Source organism: Bradyrhizobium sp. 604_D8_N2_3 (assembly GCF_051810765.1).
In the GTDB taxonomy this organism is placed as follows: domain Bacteria; phylum Pseudomonadota; class Alphaproteobacteria; order Rhizobiales; family Xanthobacteraceae; genus Bradyrhizobium; species Bradyrhizobium barranii.
Map to the genome: position 1 here is coordinate 8,875,371 of NZ_JBPWPM010000001.1, position 19,275 is coordinate 8,894,645.

19 protein-coding genes are annotated in these 19,275 nt (G+C 64.5%); 8 read left to right on the forward strand and 11 right to left on the reverse strand.

Annotated features, from left to right (window positions below; translation table 11 throughout):
- Positions 1 to 28 precede the first annotated feature (28 nt).
- The 4 genes from AB7245_RS42695 to AB7245_RS42710 all read right to left on the reverse strand — a co-directional run bounded on the left by AB7245_RS42695 (position 29) and on the right by AB7245_RS42710 (position 5,654).
- A complete protein-coding gene (locus tag AB7245_RS42695) occupies positions 29 to 1,210 on the reverse strand; it encodes a PepSY-associated TM helix domain-containing protein (protein ID WP_085400021.1) in 1,182 nt (393 codons plus the stop codon).
- A complete protein-coding gene (locus tag AB7245_RS42700; RefSeq protein ID WP_085400019.1) occupies positions 1,203 to 2,228 on the reverse strand; it encodes an extracellular solute-binding protein in 1,026 nt (341 codons plus the stop codon). Before AB7245_RS42700 ends, AB7245_RS42695 begins: the two co-directional genes overlap by 8 nt.
- A gap of 2 nt (positions 2,229 to 2,230) precedes the next feature.
- Positions 2,231 to 4,567, reverse strand: a complete 2,337-nt coding sequence (locus AB7245_RS42705) for a TonB-dependent siderophore receptor (protein WP_439035664.1) — start codon at positions 4,565 to 4,567, stop codon at positions 2,231 to 2,233.
- A 202-nt stretch (positions 4,568 to 4,769) separates the two neighbouring features.
- Positions 4,770 to 5,654 carry a dihydrodipicolinate synthase family protein gene (locus tag AB7245_RS42710; protein ID WP_085400057.1) on the reverse strand — a complete coding sequence of 295 codons (885 nt, stop codon included), beginning with the start codon at positions 5,652 to 5,654 and terminating at the stop codon, positions 4,770 to 4,772.
- 179 nt (positions 5,655 to 5,833) lie between these two features.
- Here AB7245_RS42710 and AB7245_RS42715 point away from each other — a divergent pair, with 179 nt between their 5' ends.
- Positions 5,834 to 7,246, forward strand: a complete 1,413-nt coding sequence (locus AB7245_RS42715) for an FAD-binding oxidoreductase (protein ID WP_085400016.1) — start codon at positions 5,834 to 5,836, stop codon at positions 7,244 to 7,246.
- An 8-nt stretch (positions 7,247 to 7,254) separates the two neighbouring features.
- Positions 7,255 to 7,950: a GntR family transcriptional regulator gene (locus AB7245_RS42720; protein ID WP_085400014.1), complete on the forward strand. Its 696-nt coding sequence runs from the start codon at positions 7,255 to 7,257 to the stop codon at positions 7,948 to 7,950.
- Between the two features lie 6 nt (positions 7,951 to 7,956).
- On the opposite strand, the gene AB7245_RS42725 is transcribed toward AB7245_RS42720, so the two are convergent.
- Both AB7245_RS42725 and AB7245_RS42730 read right to left on the reverse strand, forming a co-directional pair.
- Entirely contained in the window at positions 7,957 to 8,097 is a 141-nt protein-coding gene (locus AB7245_RS42725; RefSeq protein ID WP_162131457.1) for a hypothetical protein, read from the reverse strand.
- Positions 8,098 to 8,287: 190 nt separating this feature from the next.
- Positions 8,288 to 9,226, reverse strand: coding sequence for a DMT family transporter (locus AB7245_RS42730; protein WP_085400012.1), 939 nt, complete (start codon positions 9,224 to 9,226; stop codon positions 8,288 to 8,290).
- A gap of 98 nt (positions 9,227 to 9,324) precedes the next feature.
- Between AB7245_RS42730 and AB7245_RS42735 the strand changes: the two genes are divergently transcribed.
- The 4 genes from AB7245_RS42735 (at position 9,325) to AB7245_RS42750 (ending at position 12,995) form a co-directional block, all read left to right on the forward strand.
- Complete coding sequence (locus AB7245_RS42735; RefSeq protein ID WP_161495788.1) at positions 9,325 to 9,480, forward strand: 3-keto-5-aminohexanoate cleavage protein; 156 nt, start codon at positions 9,325 to 9,327, stop codon at positions 9,478 to 9,480.
- A 96-nt stretch (positions 9,481 to 9,576) separates the two neighbouring features.
- Positions 9,577 to 11,598, forward strand: a complete 2,022-nt coding sequence (locus AB7245_RS42740; RefSeq protein WP_085400008.1) for a YgiQ family radical SAM protein — start codon at positions 9,577 to 9,579, stop codon at positions 11,596 to 11,598.
- Between the two features lie 228 nt (positions 11,599 to 11,826).
- Positions 11,827 to 12,285 (forward strand): Rrf2 family transcriptional regulator, encoded by a 459-nt coding sequence (locus AB7245_RS42745; protein ID WP_085400006.1) that lies wholly within the window; start codon positions 11,827 to 11,829, stop codon positions 12,283 to 12,285.
- Positions 12,282 to 12,995: a class I SAM-dependent methyltransferase gene (locus AB7245_RS42750; protein WP_135215953.1), complete on the forward strand. Its 714-nt coding sequence runs from the start codon at positions 12,282 to 12,284 to the stop codon at positions 12,993 to 12,995. Before AB7245_RS42745 ends, AB7245_RS42750 begins: the two co-directional genes overlap by 4 nt.
- Before the next feature lie 60 nt (positions 12,996 to 13,055).
- Here the strand turns inward: AB7245_RS42750 and AB7245_RS42755 are convergent, their stop codons facing one another.
- The 3 genes from AB7245_RS42755 to AB7245_RS42765 all read right to left on the reverse strand — a co-directional run bounded on the left by AB7245_RS42755 (position 13,056) and on the right by AB7245_RS42765 (position 14,963).
- Positions 13,056 to 14,189 (reverse strand): alpha/beta hydrolase, encoded by a 1,134-nt coding sequence (locus tag AB7245_RS42755; protein ID WP_071909205.1) that lies wholly within the window; start codon positions 14,187 to 14,189, stop codon positions 13,056 to 13,058.
- 252 nt (positions 14,190 to 14,441) lie between these two features.
- On the reverse strand, positions 14,442 to 14,759 hold the full coding sequence (locus AB7245_RS42760; RefSeq protein WP_205124614.1) for a DUF1488 family protein: 318 nt from the start codon (positions 14,757 to 14,759) through the stop codon (positions 14,442 to 14,444).
- Positions 14,760 to 14,762: 3 nt separating this feature from the next.
- Entirely contained in the window at positions 14,763 to 14,963 is a 201-nt protein-coding gene (locus AB7245_RS42765) for a hypothetical protein (RefSeq protein WP_244623307.1), read from the reverse strand.
- 364 nt (positions 14,964 to 15,327) lie between these two features.
- Here AB7245_RS42765 and AB7245_RS42770 point away from each other — a divergent pair, with 364 nt between their 5' ends.
- Complete coding sequence (locus AB7245_RS42770; protein ID WP_063979793.1) at positions 15,328 to 16,386, forward strand: AraC family transcriptional regulator; 1,059 nt, start codon at positions 15,328 to 15,330, stop codon at positions 16,384 to 16,386.
- A gap of 78 nt (positions 16,387 to 16,464) precedes the next feature.
- Here AB7245_RS42770 and styB read toward each other — a convergent pair whose 3' ends face one another.
- Both styB and styA read right to left on the reverse strand, forming a co-directional pair.
- The gene (styB, locus tag AB7245_RS42775) at positions 16,465 to 16,968 is read right to left on the reverse strand and encodes a styrene monooxygenase NADH-dependent flavin reductase subunit StyB (RefSeq protein WP_085400003.1); all 504 of its coding nucleotides are present in this window, start codon (positions 16,966 to 16,968) and stop codon (positions 16,465 to 16,467) included.
- Between the two features lie 6 nt (positions 16,969 to 16,974).
- Positions 16,975 to 18,225, reverse strand: coding sequence for a styrene monooxygenase subunit StyA (styA, locus tag AB7245_RS42780; protein WP_354080290.1), 1,251 nt, complete (start codon positions 18,223 to 18,225; stop codon positions 16,975 to 16,977).
- A 107-nt stretch (positions 18,226 to 18,332) separates the two neighbouring features.
- On the opposite strand from styA, the gene AB7245_RS42785 reads away from it, so the two are divergent.
- Positions 18,333 to 19,262 carry a LysR family transcriptional regulator gene (locus tag AB7245_RS42785; RefSeq protein ID WP_085400000.1) on the forward strand — a complete coding sequence of 310 codons (930 nt, stop codon included), beginning with the start codon at positions 18,333 to 18,335 and terminating at the stop codon, positions 19,260 to 19,262.
- Positions 19,263 to 19,275: the final 13 nt, after the last annotated feature.

The following is a 19,275-nucleotide window of genomic DNA, read 5'->3' on the forward strand; positions in this document are numbered from 1 at the left end:
CGCGCGCTTGGCTAGCCTTCGCGACCGTTCACTCGCCCGGAACCAGCCGCCCGAGCGGCGGCGGCGCGGGACGCCGCAGCCTGCGGCGCGACAGATAAAGCAAAATGCCGGTGACCGAGAACAGCGGCATCAATGCTGCTGCAATCATGAAGGCGAGCTTGCCGGGCCAGCCCAGGAACGCGCCGCGATGGATGTCGAGCACGCTCGCGATGATCTTCTCGCCAAACGTCTTGTCGGCATAGCGCTCCGCCGAGATCACCTGCCCCGTGACCGCATCCACGCGGAATTCGTCACGCGTGGTATCGAGCGTCGAATCCTTCGGCCACGACCGGATCCGGATGACCGTGCCGGGTCCGGCGGGCAGCGTCAGCAGCGCTTTGGAGAAACGATCGCCCTCCTCGTGCTGGAGCGTCGACCAGGCACGATCAAATCCCACCGCCTGAACCGGCTCAGGACGCCCTGCCGCACGCGGCTGCTTCGGCTGCATCTTCGCGGCGGCAACGTGCGGGCGCGACAACAGCCAGACGACGCCGTCCTTGTACCAGTCGAACGAGTACCACAGCCCAGTCAGCGTCATCACCAGATAGACCGGCAGCACCCAGGTGCCGATGACGGCGTGCAGCGAACGGTGCAGTCCGCGGCCGCTGAGTCCGAGATTGGGTTTCAGCCACATCTTCACGCTGCCGGCGCGGCGCGGCCAGCGCAGCACGAGGCCCGAGATGAGCATGACGATCAGACCGAGCGCGGCAATGCCGGTGATCTGGCGTCCCCAGCCCTTGGCATCGCCGGGGATCAGCAGCCAGCGATGCAGCCTGCGGACGGTCGCGAAGAACTCCTCGCCACGCGGCGCACCCAGCACGTGCGCGTCGTAGGGATCGACATAGAGCGATGTCGGCCGCGCGCCCTGCTCGTCGCGCGCGAAGCGGACACGCACCGCCGCGGCCGGATCGCTCGACAGCGTGACGGCCGAGACCTTGCCGAGGTCCTGCCCCGCCTTGAGCCGGGCCACCAGTTCGTCCGGCATCAACGCCGGCACCTGGCGCGGCGCGACCTGCATGATACCGCTATTCAGATAGTCGCCGATCTCGTCCTCGAAGCTCATGATCGCGCCGGTCAGCGCGATCAAGGCCAGCAGCAGCGCAAGCACGAGGCCCGCGATCGAGTGAATCTGGTGCAGAGCGGCCTTGATGTAATGCCCCACCCTACTCATCGAAGCCAACCTTCTTGATAAGCGAGATCGCGGCCTGCTGACGTGCGGCGATCTGGTCGATCGAAATTGCATCGGCGATGAACGTGCCCATTTCGGCAACGATCGGTGCACGCTCCGCTGCTGCAAGCACGGGGTATTCCAACTCGGCAGCGGCAAAGATCCGCTGCGCTGCCGGCGTGACAAGGAATTCGAGGAATTGTCGCGCCAACGCCGGATGCGGCGCCTGTTTCGCGATGGCCGCGCCGGTGAGGTTCACATGCGTGCCGCCGCCCTTGAATGTCGATGGCACCGCCTTGACCTCCATCGCCCAGGCACGCCAGTCGGCCCCTTCGCGTCCGTCGCGCAATTGCGCCAATGCCACGGTGTTGCCGATGCCGATCTTGCACGCGCCTTGTGCGATCTCGCGGATCACGTCGTTGTCCTTGCGATCAGGCTTGTGGGCGAGATTGGCCTTCAGGCCGGCGAGCCAGGCCTCCGTCGCGGCCTCGCCGTGATGGACGAGATAGGCCGCAACCAGCGCGACATTGTTCTGATGCAGCGGCGAGCGTATGCAGAGCTTGCCGCGCCATTGCGGACTCGCGAGGTCTTCGTAGTCGACAGCCGCAAGGGCATCGTCCCTGCGCGCCATCACGACGCGGGGGCGTATGGCGAGCGCAATCCACTGTCCGCCGCCTCGCAGATTTGCCGGCACAGCTTGCTCGATCCGCGTCGACGACATCGCCTGCGTCAGGCCGCTGACGGCAGGCTGCGTGGTCTTGTCCAGCCCGATCGTCAACAGGACATCGGCGGGCGATGCGGCGCCTTCCGACGTAAGTCGCTTGACGAGGCCGTCCTCGACGAAGACGATTTTCACCTTGACGCCGCTGGCTTCCGTGAAGGCCGCAACGACAGGCTCGACCAGGGCAGCCTCCCTGGTCGAATAGAGCGTGATTTCCTCGGCGCGGCTCGCACCTGTGGCAGCGAGGCAGGCAGACGCCGCCGCGATCAGGACCGCGATGGCTTTGTGCCGCACCGCCATCGCTAGAACTTCACCGTTGCCGACAGCGACACGCGGCGCGCATCGCCGATCGCGACGTTCAGATTGTTGACGGCGGAGGGATAATAGACGGTGTCGAACAGGTTTTTGACGTTGAGCTGATAGATCACCGGCGTGTTCTGGTATTTCGTCTCATAGGTCGCGAAAATATCGGCGACCACATAGGACGGCAAGAAGAAGCTGTTGATCGCATCACCGGGACGATCGCCGACATAGCGCGCGCCGCCGCCGAGGCGGAGCTGTCCCGGCAGAGCCGTGCCGAAGTCGTAGACCAGATAGAGCGAGGCCGTGTTCAGCGCGACGTTCTGCAGCTTCATGCCGTAGAGCGACCGATCTTCGGATGCCGTCACCCGCGCGTCGGTATAGCCATAGCTGCCGATCAGGGCCCAACTGTCGGTGAGCCTGCCGGTCACGTCCAGCTCGACGCCGCGCGAGCGGGCGCGGCCGACGGTATGGAGTTCCACCACGCCAGCGCTGTTCGTCTTCGTCGTCTGCACGTTCTTCTTGTCGAGATCGTAGAGCGCCAGCGTACCGGAGATACGCTTGTTCAGATCGAACTTCACGCCGGTCTCGTATGACACGCCTTCTTCGGGCGCGACATTGGAATCGATCACGATGCCGATCGGCGCGATGGTCGAGTTGGGCTTCAGCGATTCGGTGTAGCTCACATACAGCGAGATCTCGTCGGTCAGCTTGAAGATGGCGCCGCCGAGGGGAAGCACCTTGTCCTGGGACACGTTGGTATTGGTGTAGAACAGTGCCTTCCCGCGCCCGGCGATCTGATCGTAGTCCATGTAGCGCGCGCCGCCGACCAGCGCGAACCGCTCGGTCAAATGCAGCGTATCCTGGACGAACAGCGACCACTGTCCGAGCTTGTCGGTCTGGGCGCTGTCACCGGGCACCACGGTCGTGCCCGGCCCGACCAACCCATAGACCGGATTGTAGATGTTGATGGCGGGCGTTGCTTGCCGGATCAGGCTATCGCGGTAGATGGTGCGATACTGGCCGTCGCCGCCGAACACCACCTCGTTGCGCATGTTGCCGAGCCAGAAGCTGCCCGAGACGTAGGATGTTCCGTAGCTGACATTGCTGAGCGAGCCGCGCGTGCCGTCATTGCTGCGCGTCTCCGCACCGGTCGTGAAGTTGATGCCGGTGATGCGGAGCTGGTTGGCGCTGAAGGTCTCGGTGTTGTAGCTGTAGCCAGCGTAGAGCTTCCAGTCCTGGTTGAAGCGGTGCTCGACCGAGGCCTGCAACAGGTCCGACGTGCCCCATGTGTTGTTGAAAGGTTCGTCGAGCCGGCGGTCGGCGGGAACCGCCAGCGGCGCTTTCGTCACCGGATTGAACGCCGTGCCGCGATCGAACGGATAGATGAACTCGCGATGCTCGTAGTTGAGCTGGACCGTGGTGTCCTGGCCGTACCAGGCCAGCGACGGTGCGACCAGCATCTCGCGGTGACGGCCGAAATTGCGCCAGTAATCCTCGCTGACGCCGTAGCCGATGAAGCGATAGGTAAGGCCCTGATCGCCGATCGGACCGGTAACATCGAGCAGGCCGTCGGCGCCGGTTTTCGAGGCACTGAATGTCGAGCCGAGCAGCGTGACCGAGCCGTGCTGATAGAGCTCCGGCCGCTTGCTGATGGTGTTGACGATGCCGCCGGGATCCATGATGCCGTAGAGCAGCGAGGCCGGCCCCTTCAGCACCTCGACGCTTTCGACCGCGGGATTGAAGCTGCGGCCCTGCACCAGCGGCATGCCGTTGCGCATGATCGAACCATCACGATTATCGCCGAAGCCGCGGCGGATCACCGCGTCCTGGCTGCCGGCGAGCGTGTTGGTCTGGGTGATGCCGGAGACATTGATGAGCGCATCGTCGATGTTCCGCGGGAGCTGGTCCTTCAACACCTGCTCAGGCACGACGTTGACCGCCTGCGAGGTATCGAGGGGCGATGCGCCGCTGCGCAGCGTGGTCGAACTCGGCATCGCGCGGTAACCGAGCTTGGCAGCCTGCTGCGCGGCGGCCGCCGCTGCTGCACGTTCCGATATTGTCGGTGCTGCTGGTGTGGCGGCATTCCGGCTGCGCTGGCGCGCGGCGGCTTGCGTCCGGCGCTGGGGCGATTCGGATGCGCGGGCCGGTTTCGGCCGCTGCACCGGCGCTTCCACTGTCACCGGCGGCAGCGCTGACTGCGCCTGCGCGGTCGTCGTGTTCGAGGGGGATTCGACGAGCAGCACCGCTGCGCCGAGGAGAAGACCTGCACGGCTCTTGCCGGCATGATGACGATGGCCGCTGACGCGTTGGCCATCCACGGGGGCACGCACTTTCATTCCACTTCAAGTCAAGAACATTGAAGTGTGCGCCTGTAACAGTCGGCGGGATCGAAGAGAACCGTAGGCGAGCTTGAATCGCTCTAGTGTTGAATCGTTCTAAGCGCATCAGCGCACTAAGCGGCAATTACCGATTGACGTCGCAGGGATCGCAACACGCTGCACGCGAATTCGCGACAACGTGTCACGAAAGTTTCGCATCTCACGCGATGGCAGGAGCAATCAGCTCGTCAATCTTTCGCTTGAGCGCTGCGCCATCGGACGAGGCACGGAATGGCGGGCGCACGCGCAGCCAGCCCGCGTCGCCCGTCTGTGCGGCGAGGATTGCCTTCAGCGTCGCAAGGAACGACGGCGTGTTCAGCACGACATCGGTCGCGGCTTGCATGCGCGCCTCGACGTCCTTGCCATCAACCATGCCCTTGACCAGCTCGGGCACGACGTTGGCCATGCCGCAGATGGTGCCGGCGCCGCCGGCGGCGATCGCGCGGGTGATGTCGGCTTCGTTGCCGACGGTGATGGCGAGATCGGGAGCAGCACTACGGAACGCCTGGAACTGCTTGAAGTCGCCGCTGGAGTCCTTCAGGCCCGCAACCACCTCGCCGTAACGCTTGCGCAAGTTTGCCGCGACACCGGTCGGGATCGCAACGCCGGAGACCTGCGGGATGTGATAGAGCGAGGCGCGCAGGCGATCGTCGGCGACGCCGTCGATGATCGCAGCAAAAGCATCCTCGATGCCTTCGGGCGTGACACCACGGTCGAAATAGGGCGGCAGATACAGCACGTGGCGCAGGCCGAGGCCGAGCACGGTGCGCGTCAGCGCGATGCTGTCGGTGATGGCGGGAAAGCCGCCGCCGATGCCGATCCGCTCAGGCGCGACGCCGGCCTTGAGCACGGCCTCGATGGTCGCGACACGCTCGGTGACATTGAAGGAGGTGCCCTCGCCGGTGGTGCCGAACAGCACGACGCCATCGACGCCCTTACTGAAGAGCTGCCTAGCGTGGGCGGCGAGCTTGGCGGAGTCCACGCTGCCATCCGTCGCCAGCGGCGTCGCCGACGCCACCCAGAACCCGCGAATTGCCTCCGTCATCTCACCACCCATTAGCTGCGGTCCCGGACTAAACCCCTGATCTCGAACGATCTTAGGAAGCCTTCCGAGCCTTGTTTTTGCTTTACTTTTTATGTTGTACCTTACATACAAGGCGGACGCAAATCCTTTCCACCATCACGGCGCGCATGAGACGCAGCCAGATTCCGAGGAGGTCTCGCATGAACATGGTGAGCCCCATTGAGCGTCCCGATCAGTTGCTCGGCGCCTTGCGCGACAAGCTCGGCGCGGCCGCCGTGCTTGTTGGCACCGACGTGCCGGCGCGCAATTGCAACGACTGGAGCGCGAGCCTGCCACAAGCGCCGCTTGCGGTGATCCGACCGGTCGATGCGCAAGGCGTTGCCGATGCGATTGGGACCTGCCGGCAGGCGCGACTGCCCTTCGTGCCGCAGGGTGGATTGACCGGGCTGTGCCGCGGCGCATCGCCCGAAGCAGGCTGGGTCGCGATCTCGCTCGAGCGCATGACCGGCATCGAGGAGATCGATCGGGCGTCAATGACGATGACGGTGAAATCGGGCACGCCGCTGGAGACGATCCAGAAGGCCGCGGACGAAGCCGGTTTCTTCTTTCCGCTCGACCTCGGCTCGCGCGGCTCCTGCGCGATCGGCGGCAATCTCTCCACCAATGCCGGCGGCAACCGCGTGATCCGCTACGGCATGACGCGCGAACTGGTGCTCGGCCTGGAGGTGGTGCTGCCCGACGGCACCATCATCACCAGCCTCAACAAGCTGATGAAGAACAACGCGGGCTATGACCTCAAGCATCTCTTCATCGGCTCCGAAGGCACGCTCGGCATCATCACCCGCGTGGTGTTGCGGCTGTTCCCGAAACCGCGCTCGACCATGGCGGCGCTGTGCGCGCTGAAGGACTATGCCGCGGTGATCGACTTGCTCGGTGCCGCGCGCAGCGGGCTCGGCCCGCTGCTGTCGGCCTTCGAGGTGATGTGGCCGGATTACTGGGACGTGATCACGAATCGCGCCGGCGTGAAGCCGCCGGTCGCCGCAGGCCACGGTCTCTACGTGCTCGTCGAGGCCCAAGGCACCGACGAGAGCCTGGATGCACCGCGTTTCCAGGCCTGGCTCGAAGAGCTGATGGAGCGCGGGCTGCTCGCAGATGCCGCCGTGGCGCAATCGCTGGCGCAGACGCAGGCGTTCTGGCGCGTGCGCGACATCTGCGCCGAGTTCGGCCAGGTGCTGGGCCCGCACATCTCCTACGACATCGGGCTTGCGGTGGCGCGCATGGACGAATTCGTCACGCGCTGCAAGGCCGCGTTGGCCTCCGGCATCAAGGGGTGCGAGAGCGTCTATTACGGCCATATCGGCGACGGCAATCTGCATCTCGTGTCCTGGGTCACCGGTCTTTCCGTCGAGCAGCAGCCGAAGGAAGAGATGGACGCGATCATCTACGGTCTGGTGCGCGAGCTGGGCGGCAGCGTCTCCGCCGAGCACGGCATCGGCACGCTGAAGAAGAAGTGGCTGGGCCATGCCAGGAGCGAAGCCGAGATCGCGTTGATGCGGACGCTGAAGGCCGCGCTCGACCCCGATCACCTGCTCAATCCCGGCAAGGTGATCTGAGACAGCAGATGCGATCGCTCAAGCTCGATACGCCGAAATCGCTGTCGCAGCGGGTGGTGCTGCGGCTGCGCCAGGCCATCATCGACGGCGAGTTCGCGCTCGGCGCCGCCATCTCCGAGGAGATGGTGGCGAATTCCTTCGGCGTCAGCCGCACGCCGGTGCGCGAGGCGATGGGCCAGTTGCAGGCGCAGGGGCTGGTCGTGATCCGGCCGCAGGTCGGCAGCTTCGTGTTCACGCCGAGCGCGGAGGACATCACTGCGCTCTGCACCTTCCGGATCGCGCTCGAGCCCAAGGCCGCCGAGCTCGCGTTTCGTCACGATCGCGACGGCGCAATTGCGACGATGAGCGAGGCAATCGCGGCGATGGAGCCGGCGATCGCGGCGAAGGACAACATCGCCTATGGCCGCGCCGATGCGAGCTTTCACGAAGGGTTGTTCGCGCATTGCGGCAACCGCTATCTCATCGAATCCTACCAGCTCGTCTCGGGCCGCGTCGCCGCGCTGCGCACCAACCTGACGTCGCCGATCGACGTGCGCACCCGCTCGTCCTTCGACGAGCATCGCAAGCTGCTCGATCTGTTCGCGCGCGGCGAGTTCGCGGCGTTCGAAGCGCTGATGACGACGCACATCACCAATTCCGGCCTGGCCTATGCCAAGGCCTTGAAAGTGGAGGCCTTGATAGTGGAGGCGCTGAAGGTGGACTGAGCGCTACTACCCCGCGTCCTTCGATCCCGGCCTGTCCAGAAAATCCAGCGCGGTGTTGATCTGTTCGAGCTGGTGCTCGATCTTGTCGCGATCGTCGACCGACTGCGCCTTCTCGAGCTGTTCCACAAGCTTCTGCTTCCGTGACAACAAGTTCTCTATGACCGTACTCACAAGTCCCCCATCGCCCCGAAACGAAGCGTCGAGGCAAAATCCGGTTACGGCACTGGCGCCGGGATGGTCGGGGCGCGCGCGAGCATGGCTCGCACCGGTCCCTTGATCAGAATGTTCGCGGAGGCGGTTGGTTCCTGCGGATGAACCACAACTCCGATCAATGGAACTATTTGCGCAGGCTCGCCCAGACCCCGCCGAGGATCAGCACACCGCCGAACAGATGGATCAGTTTTGGCGGTTCACCGAGAATTGCGAACGACAGAAGGGCGCTCGCGATCGGTCCGAGATAAAGCACAAGCGAGGTTCGGACCGAACCGAATTTGCCGCCGAGCCAGGCAAAGCCGGCATAGGCGAGCAGCCCGGGAACGATCCCGGCGAAGACGTAAGCCGACACCGCTTTCGTGCTGAAGACCTGCGCCGGCGTGGTCCACATCTCGATCAGCGCCTGCGGCAGCGAGAACAGCGCGCCGGCGCCTGCGAACAGGCTCATGCGCGCCAGCAGCGACGCCTTGGGCGCCGCGCGCGATTGCAGCAGCGTGTAGCCGGACCAGCCGAGCATCGCGATCACGACCAGGCCGTCGCCCGCTGCGGTCTCCAGTGCGAACAAGGTCTCCGGATGACCGCCGGAGATGATGAGCAAGGCGCCGGCGAGCGCAAGCGCCGTGCCGAGCCATTGCAGCGGGCCGACCTGCTCGATGCCGAGCACCGCAGAGATCATCAGCACCGTGACCGGCGACAGCGCCATGATCAACGCGATGTGGATCGCCGTCGTCGAGATGCCCGCGGCATAGACCGGGCCGCCGCAGAGGAACATGCCCATGAAGCCGGCGGCGAGGATCGGCCAGATGTTCTTGCCAAGTGGCACGCGGCCGGCGCGGATTTCGGCGAACGCGATCGGCGCGAGCCCGATGGCAACGATGCTCCAGCGGAAGAAGGCGAGCGCGAAGGGCGGGACGGAGCCCGCGAGGCCCCGCGCCAGAATCTGATTTGAGGCCTGCGCGGTCGCCACCAGGATGAAGCCGATCAGCGCAACCGCACCGAGCCAGGCCTCGGTGGACGGCGCCGCACCGGCGTCGTCACCGCCGTCGGAAATTTCCTTGCCCATGGAGCAATCGGATATCCGATGTCGGCCGCGGTGAGAACCCGGAAGACGGATCGCTCATATGCATATGCGGCACGCGCACTGTTCCGGGCGGCGAGGCGATGCTCGCCTTGCGCAAGGTCTGGATCGAGGCGGCGCTGCCGGGCTCGACGGTGACCAATCTCCGCCTCGTCGGGAATGCCGTGCGGATGGTCCGCCAGCATGGCGGCGAGCCGGCCACGACTGCCGAGGTCCGGCAAGGGTTCGCGAACGGTTAACGCACTCCCGCAAGCCGGATAGCCCCTGGCGGAACCGCAAATCTTCACGCGTCCGTCGGTTGTATTCGTACGCCCGGAGTCCTATGCGTAGGCGCCATGGACATCCAGATCATCACCGCCGAAAAGCCCCTGATGGCGCAGGCGCGCCCGCGCAAGCCGGCGCCGTTCCTTCCCATGAGCCGCGCCGAGATGGACGCGCTCGGCTGGGATGCCTGCGACATCGTGCTGGTGACAGGCGATGCCTATGTCGACCATCCGAGTTTTGGCATGGCCATCATCGGCCGGCTGCTGGAGGCGCAGGGCTTTCGGGTCGGCATCATCTCCCAGCCCGACTGGCATTCGGCCGATCCGTTCAAGGCGCTCGGCAAGCCAAAAGTGTTTTTCGGCGTCACCGGCGGCAACATGGACTCCATGGTGAACCGCTACACCGCGGACCGGCGCATCCGCAGCGACGACGCCTATACGGCCGGCGGCGAAGGCGGCAAGCGGCCGGACCGCTGCACCGTCGTCTACGCGCAGCGCTGCCGCGAGGCGTTCAAGGATGTCCCGATCGTGCTCGGCGGCATCGAGGCCTCGCTGCGCCGGATCGCACATTACGATTACTGGTCCGACAAGGTGCGCCGCTCGGTGCTGGCCGACGCCAAGGCGGACCTGCTGCTCTATGGCAATGCCGAGCGTGCCGTCGTCGAGGTGGCCAACCGTCTTGCCGCCGGCGAAGCACCGCGCGAGCTCAGCGACATCAGGGGCGTCGCGCTGTTCCGCCGCGTCCCGGAGGACTACAGCGAACTGCACGCCGACGATCTCGATTCCGCCGACGAGGGCGCAACGCGCCAGAAGGGTGCGACCGTCATCCGGCTGCCGGCGCTGGAGCAAGTCGAGCAGGACAAGGAAGCCTATGCGCGCGCCTCGCGCGTGCTGCATCGTGAAAGCAATCCCGGCAATGCCCGCCCGCTGGTGCAGCGTCACGGCGATCGCGATCTCTGGCTCAACCCGCCGCCGATCCCGCTGACCAGCGACGAGATGGACGCGGTCTACGACCTGCCCTATGCGCGCGCGCCGCATCCGTCCTATGGCGAAGCAAAAATCCCCGCCTGGGACATGATCAAGTTCTCGGTCACGATCATGCGCGGCTGCTTCGGCGGCTGCACCTTCTGCTCGATCACCGAGCACGAGGGCCGCATCATCCAGAACCGCTCGGAAGGCTCGATCCTGCGTGAGATCGAGAAGATCCGCGACAAGACGCCGGGCTTCACCGGCGTGATCTCCGACATCGGCGGCCCCACGGCCAACATGTACCGGATGGCGTGCAAGGATCCGAAGGTCGAGGCGGCGTGCCGGCGGCCGTCCTGCGTCTTCCCGGAGATCTGCCCGAACCTCAACACCTCGCATGACGATCTGATCCGGCTCTATCGCAAGGTGCGCGAGACCAAGGGCATCAAGAAGGTGATGGTCGCTTCGGGCGTGCGCTACGACCTCGCGGTCGAGAGCCCCGAATACATCAAGGAGCTCGTCACCCATCACGTCGGCGGCTATCTGAAGATCGCCCCTGAACATACCGAGCGCGGCCCGCTCGACAAGATGATGAAGCCGGGCATCGGCGCCTACAACCAGTTCAAGCGGATGTTCGATGCCGCGGCCGAGCAGGCCGGCAAGAAATATTACCTGATCCCCTATTTCATCGCGGCGCATCCGGGCACGACCGACGAGGACATGATGAACCTCGCGCTCTGGCTCAAGAAGAACCGCTATCGCGCCGATCAGGTGCAGACCTTCCTGCCCTCGCCGATGGCGACCGCAACCGCGATGTACCACACCGGCGTCAACCCGCTGCGCGGCGTACGCCGCGGCGGCAGCGACAAGGTCGAGGCGATCAAGGGCCTGCGCCAGCGAAGGCTGCACAAGGCCTTCCTGCGCTATCACGACCCCGACAATTGGCCGGTGCTCCGCGAGGCCTTGATCGAGATGGGTCGCCGCGACCTGATCGGCTCGCGTCCCGACCAGCTCGTGCCCGCGCATCAGCCGCCCGGCACCGGCAAGGCCGCCGGCACACGGCGACCGGTGCGCCCCGGCGGCAAGACGCAGCGGTTTACGACCAAGGGCCTGCGGGTGATGAAGTAGCGGCAGAGCCGGATGAGATCCGGTTCAGCCCGCGGCTGTTGTGTCCCCAAAGCAAAAATGTCGAAAACAACCCCATGCACAGTAGACGGCATGAGCGGGATCAATGGCTTAGGCGGTCTGCGGCGACGTTGACCCGTCGGGCAAAACGGGCGCGGGATGGCAACGCGCCCCTTACGCTCGCACCGAAACGGGTTGACCTCGGCGCCATCATGTAACATATGAAGTTACATGAAGCGAGACAGCCGATTATCAGGCGTGCTCCACGTCCTGCTGCACATGGCGCAGCAGCCTGGCCCGTTCACGTCCGAGACCCTGGCGAAGGCCATGGACACCAACCCGGTGGTGATCCGCCGCATCATGGCGGGCCTGCGCGACCTCGGTTACGTCCGCTCCGAGAAGGGGCACGGCGGCGGCTGGACGCTGGCTTGCGATCTGTCGAAGGTGACGCTGCGCGATGTCTACACCGCGCTCGGCAGCCCCTCGATTCTGGCCATGGGCAACCGGACCGAGGCGCCTGGCTGCCTGGTCGAGCAGGCCGTCAATGCCGCGCTCGATCAGGCCTTTGACGATGCAGAGGCGTTGTTGCTGTCGCGCTTTGCCGAAGTGTCGCTGGCGATGCTGAGCGACGATCTGCGCAAGCGCCTGGGTGCGCGAAAGCTTCACAGCATGAGCGCGCATCACGCGTGACCGACTCCCCTCAGCAGGACAACATCGTGACCGACATTCAAAACGCGTTCTCCGATCCGCAGATGGTGGCGAAGTACACCGAAGGGCCGCCACGGTTTGTTCCCGGCTACAATTCGATGCTGTCCATGGCGGCGATCCTTTTGGGCGAGCGTGCGCGTGAAGATGCGCGAATACTTGTTCTTGGCGCCGGCGGCGGCCTGGAGCTGAATGCCTTTGCGCAAGCGCAGCCGCGCTGGACCTTTGATGGCGTGGACCCGTCCGCGGCGATGCTGAATCTCGCGAAGCAGACGCTGGGCCCGCTCGTGTCGCGCGCGCATCTGCATCAAGGCTATATCGACGATGCGCCGGAGGGGCCGTTCGACGGCGCGACGTGCCTGTTGACCCTGCATTTCGTCGATGTCGAGGAACGGCTGCGAATAGCGTCCGAAATCCGCCGCCGCCTCAAGCCCGGCGCGCCGTTCGTCGCGGCCCATTTCAGCATCCCCGGCAACGACGATGAACGGCCGCTTTGGCTCTCGCGCTATTCGGCCTTTCTCGCCGCAGCCGGAGTCGAGCCCGACAAGGCGGCCGCCGCGCGAAAGGCGGTCGACGGCCAGTTGAGCATTCTGGCACCAGAGCAGGACGTCGTGATCTTGCGCGACGCAGGCTTCTCCGACCCGACCCTGTTCTATACCGGCTTCACGTTCCGCGGCTGGGTGGCCTACGCCTGAGACGTCACGGCCTCGTCGACACGTCGCCATGAAAAAGCCAGGCAGGGCCTGCCTCTCGCGCTACTCCGCAAGCCGCGCGAGCGGGCCCGCGGCCGCCTTCTGTTCACCCAGCGCTTGGCCCTGGGCCATGCGTTGGCGGATCATTGCGACAACCGGGCCTACCTGCTCGAAAGCCCGGTCGTGGGCGTCGTCGCCGGCGACCGCCAGTTTCGTCAGGTCGTAGACGTCGATCCGGTCGCGCGCGAGCTCAGTTCGATAAGGCTCCTGGGTCGGGTCGATATCGCCCAGGCGGGCGACGTCTCCCCAGATCGTCTTCGACAGCGAGAGCGCGCCGTCGTCACGCGAGACGAACAACGAGATGGGGGGCCGCGCGCCGCTCATCCGGTTCAGTTGCGAGCGGAAGACATCGACATCCACGTCGGGTGCCACCAGCATCACATTCTTCAGCTTGCTGCGCTTCGACGCGACAGCCGGGGCGCGGATCGCCCGCGTTCGCAGTGCTTCCAGTGCGATCCAATTGCCCATCGAATGAGCCAGAAGATAAACTTCGCCGACGGCAGGCGAGGCGTCGAGCGTGCTCAACAGATTGTCGAGCGCGTCACGCGAAAAATTGGCACTTTCCCGGTCATAGGTATACGCGCGCAGCCTCAGCTCGCCGCGCGATGGCCAGGTGAAAAGCACGGGAACGACCGGCACTTTGGAGTCGTGCACGATCTGCGCGAAGCGATAGACCGCATCATCGAAGCGGTTGTTGAAGCCGTGGACGAAGACAAGCACCTTGTTGCGACCGGACTGCTTCATCGCCGCGGCGACAGACGCAGCGAAATGCGTCTTGTCGAGATAGTCGGCCGACACAGTCGTGAAATCCCGTTGGGGGTCGCCGGGCAGGCTCGCGGGCCACTGCACTTCGCCGATCTTCCGCGCGGCATCTGGCGGGATCGAGACAGTCACCTCGGCAAAGGACAACTCGTCCGAACGGTCCCCGCTGAACATCTCACCGGGATCGACGTCGGATCGCTTGCGATTGGTGACGACGTAGATCGGGACATTTGTGTTTCCGGGGGCGACCTGCGCTGTCGGAACAAGCACGCCCTGCGACGGACGTCCTGCACAGCCGCCCAGGACTGCTGCGATCGACAAAGCCAACAAAACTGCTGGAGCACTGATGCGACTCGTCCGGACCACCGGCAACACTCACAACTGGACGCAAGAGCGCGATAACTCACCATCCGGGCAACGGAAGGGGCACCGGATATCGACCAGTCTATGCCGGCTGAGCGTGCCTGGATGTCACGGCGCGGCAACACCCAGCCGGCGACAACTGCGGAACCCGGTCTTGCAGACCATGGTCGAGTGAAATGTTTAAGAGGGAGATGTCGAGCATCTCACGTGGCACAAATTGCATATGCGTTGCCGTTGTTGGCGGCGGCCTTGCTTTGGCGGTCGTCAGAGCGCCTTGACGTGCTTGGAGAAGATGCGGAGCCGCTCGCGCTGCCGCCTGCCCTGCTGTTCGAAAGCGTATGATGCAAGGCGCTCGACCGCGTCGCGGAGACACCTGAATTGGGTCTCCCTTTCGTCGGGACGCGTGCCCTTCGAGCCGTGAAGGTCGTCCAGCGCGACGCTGCTTATCTCGCAGTCGACGATGCTGGCGCCATACGTCATCGTAAACAGAAACGCCATCCGCTCCGTGTCGTAGCCAAGAATCTGGCCGCGCGTCAGAAGCGCTGCGTTTTCCGCTGGGAATACTCTCGGTGGACGCGGCAATTGTCAGCCTACGGCTTCGCCGGTGTCGCACGGCGGCACCTCCGCCAGGCGGCTCGCCTGCGAAGCAAAATCGTTGAACGCTGCGACTGCGTCGCTCATGTTGTGGCATCCGCGGCTGTCGCGCGAGGCGTGAACGCGAAGATCGAACAGCTCCATCCAGAACAGGGGCGCCGCAGCTGAACCGGTTTCAAGCGTTTCGAACATGTTGATCTCGCAATCGCCAACGCGCTCAAGCGCAACCGTCCGTGGGCCATGAGCGATATGAGGAATTCCGAGCAATTTTCCGTAACTTCGCAATATCTTCACGTTTATAGGCGGCGCGCCATCGCAGCTGGACATCAAGGCCTTCGGGCTTTTTCGGGGTGGGTTCGCCCCCGAGTACAGACGACGCACCTAGGGGGACAGATCGCCGATTTAAGTCACATGACACCCGGTTTCTTGTTATCGTGAGCCAATAACTTGATTTTCTATGCCGCGATCCCGATGCGCGAGCCGAGAACTCAAGGCCGCAGCGGCAACGACGAAAGGGTTCGATGTGGCTGCTGCCCGTTCGCCCCAATTGCAAGCCATGCCCAGTGCGACCGGCGGCATCGCCCGCCTGGTGTGGGCCCGCCTGCGCGAAGCCGGCATTCAGGCGGACGGCTTGCTGTCCAAGGCCAGATTGACCCTCGAGCAGATCCAAGACCGCAAGGCGCGGCTGAGCGTTGAAAGCCAGATCAAGTTTCTGGAGCTTGGTGCCGAGGCGCTGCACGACGACGCCCTGGGATTTCACCTGGCACGGGACTTCGACCTTCGTGAGATCGGCCTGCTCTACTATGTCGCGGCCTCATCCGGGACAGTCGCTGAAGCCTTGTCAAAGACGGAGCGCTATTGCCGCCTCGCGAACGAGGGAATTTCACTGCGATTTGCCGCGAAGGACATGGCGATTGCGTTGAGCTATGTCGGCGTGGAACGGCGGTCAGATCGGCACCAGATCGAATTCTGGGTGACCTCTATCATTCGAATCAACCGCGCACTGACCAACCGCCGCGTGGTGCCAAGCCGTGTCAAAGTCGCCCATCGCCGTCGAGCGATGCCCGCGGAGGTCAGGTCGTTCCTTGGTTGCGAGATCGAGTTCGGATCAGACGTCGATGAGATCGCCTTCCCTCAGTCCGTGGGACAGATGCCCATCGAAAGTGCCGATCACCACTTGAACGATCTGCTGGTGACCTTCTGCGAGGAGGCGCTTGCACATCGGAAGCCTGGGGGAGTTTCGCTCAGATCGAGCGTCGAGAATGCCATCGCGCCACTGCTTCCCCATCGCGAGGCACGGGCTGAGGAGATCGCGCGCCGGCTCGGCATGAGCCACCGCACGTTGGCGCGGCGCCTCGCGTCGGAAGGACTGACCTTCACCGGCATTATGGACGAGCTGAAAATCGACCTCGCCAAAAGCTATTTGAAAAAGGACGAGTTGCCGATTTCGCAAACCGCCTGGCTGCTCGGCTATGGCGAAGTCAGCGCATTCACCCACGCCTTCAGGCGCTGGACCGGAATGACGCCACGACAATGGCGTGCCGCGGACGATCCCAAGCGCGCCGACAACGTCAACGATACGCCCCCTCGCGCAAAGAACGCCAGGGCAAGCTAGTCCCGGCGGTAACGCCAAAGCGCCCCGATGCAGCCAGGAAAACACCAGATCCGCTCAAGCCGCGGACCGCTGCAACCCTCACCGATCCACCGGCACGCCCGGCCCGAGATGATACCGGCTGGAAAAGAACACCAGCGGCGTGGTGTCGCGATAGTCGCAGCTCGAAACTTCGGCGATGATCAGCGTGTGGTCTCTGACATCGACGTGGCGTGTGACCTCGCAGGCGAACCAGGCCATGCAGCCGGAGAGACGCGGCAGGCCGTCGACGATGTCGTAATCAGGAGCAGCGCCGGTGTTCGGCTGGCTCGCGAAGTGCCGCGACAGGTCCCGGCCATGCTCGGGCAGGACGTTGACGCAGTAGCGTCCAGTCGCCGAGATCGCCCGGTGCATGCGTCCCGGCATGACCGACACCAGCACGGTCGGCGGGGACAAGCTGACGGTGACAAAGCTGTTCGCGGTCATGCCGCAGACGCGGCCGTGCTCGTCCAGCGCGGTCAGCACCGCGACGCCGGTCGCAAAGCGCGACGCGGCTTCGCGGAATGACGCCGGATTGGCGCGCTGCACCTCAGCCTCCGCTCGCATCGGGCCTCACGCAATCGCCCTGACCGGCTCAGGCGGCGCCGACATGCGCTCGATCCAGGCCTGGATGCGCTGCGGCGTGCAGATGCGATCCCACTGCCGGTCCGGGTAGTTGAAATTCTCGGTGAACTCGTTGGCCAGCGCCGGGTTCTGGCTCATCGCGCCGATCAGCATGCCCAGCGCTTCCGTCGGCGGCTGCAGCATCACATTGGTCCAGCGCGATGCCGCCAGCACGCGATCCTGTCGCTTCAGCTCGATCTTCTCGCACAGGCGCACGTCGAGCGCGTCGGCGTTGACGATCTCCTCGCCGAGCACGAAGGCCGCATAGGACGCGATATTGGCGCCCTGGCCCATCATGGGATCGACGATCGCATGGACGTCGCCGAGCGCGATCGCGCATTTGCCGTCGTCGAACTCGACCACAGTGTTGCGCACCGTCGGGACCACGCCGCCTTGCAGCAGGTCCTGCGGCTGCGCGAGATCGAACCGCGCGGTGTCGATGCGGTCGTAGGTCGTCGGGTGGTGCTTCTCGAGCTTGCCCAGCAGCACCTTCAAGAAGTGCTTCGGGTTGTCGTCGTAGCTGAGCGTGGCCAGTTCCTCCATGTCGCCGCCCGGCACATTCTCCATCAACAGCGCGTTGGCGACACCGCCGAACGTAATGGTCGGGATCACGATCATCTCGCCATGGCTTGGAGACACCGAGAGCGTGACGTTCATGGGATCGGGCTGCCGCACGCCGGTGTAAAGCCCGACGCACAGCCGCCGTTGCGGCTGCGAATAGGGCGTGTGCTCCGGCCGGTAAGTGAAGAGCTGGCCCAGCGGGCCCTTCCCGGTCGAGACGACCAGGAGATCGAAGCGGGCGACCAGCGGACGAATGTCGCGCTCTTCGATGCGGCGGTATTCGATCTTGCCGCCGCGGCTGACAAAATCCTGCATCAGGGCAGGAAGATAGATCCGATAGTCGACGGCGCGGCTCGGCTTCGAGAAATCACCGCGAAAACTCAGCGGCTGCGGAAAATTGAAGACGTGGTCGTGGTAGTAATAATGGTCCTTCGGATCGCTCCAATGATTGACGCCGAGATAGTCCTCGCGCGCGATCGTCACGTGGTGATGCGCGACGGTGTTGAGCAGGCGGATGTTCTTGTATTCCTCGGGCGGTCGATCCGTGATGATTGTCGCGTCCACGCCGTGCTTCTGCAGGTAAAGCGCGAGATGCAGGCCGGCGATGCCGGCGCCGACAATTCCGATATGGCGTGCCAATTTCGTCTCCTCCCCTGTGAATGCTTGTTTTGAGGGAGCCTAGCGACCCGCCGAGTTGCGCACCACGGAATAAATGGGATATAATTTATTCCAGATCGGAATGAATTATGGACCGGATCGATTGCCTGCGCGCTTTCGTTCGCGCCCTGGAGGGCGGCAGCTTCTCGGCTGCGGCCAAGGAGCTCGGGATCGGCCAGCCCGCGATCAGCAAGCGCATTGCGATGCTTGAAAGCGAATTCGGCACGCAGCTGTTTTCGCGCACGACGCGCACGCTGAAGCCGACGGCCGAAGCGCACCGGATCTACGATCTCGCGCGGCAGATCCTCGACAGCTTCGACATGGCGCGGTCGAGTGTCGAACAGGCCGCACCCCGCCCCACCGGCACGCTCCGGATCGGCGTGCCGTCGTCGTTCGGACGGCGCTACGTGATGCCCGTCATCGCCGAGTACGTTCGGAATTATCCGGAAGTGCGGGTCGACATCCGCTTCAGCGAGCGGTTCGTCAATCTGGTGGAAGAAGGCATCGAGCTGGCGCTGCGCATTGGAAACCTGGAGGCGAGCACGCTGGTCGCCCGCCGGCTCGGGACCGTGCAGCGCCATCTGGTCGCGACCCCCACCTATCTGCACGGCCGCCCGCTGCCGAGGACACCTGACGATCTCAGCTCGCACCAGTGCATCGTCTATTCACGGATGTCGCCGGCGCACCAATGGGCCTTCGAATCCGAGCACGGCCGTCATGTCGCATCGATCAACGGACCCATTCACGTCGACGATGCCGATGCGATGCAGGAGGCGACGATGCAGCATCTCGGCATCGCGATCCTGCCCGAGTGGAATGCCGCGGAGGGCCTTCGCAGCGGCGAGCTCGAACATGTGCTTCCGGACTACACCATCGCCGCGCTGCCCCTGCATGCGGTCTATCCGGAGACGCAGTGGATGTCGCTGCGCGCGCGAACCTTCCTGGATCTCCTGGTCGAACGGGCCGAGCATTTCGCGCCAGCCCCGTCGCATACCCCCGTCGCCAGAGCAGGCGGTTGACGCCGCCCCTGCC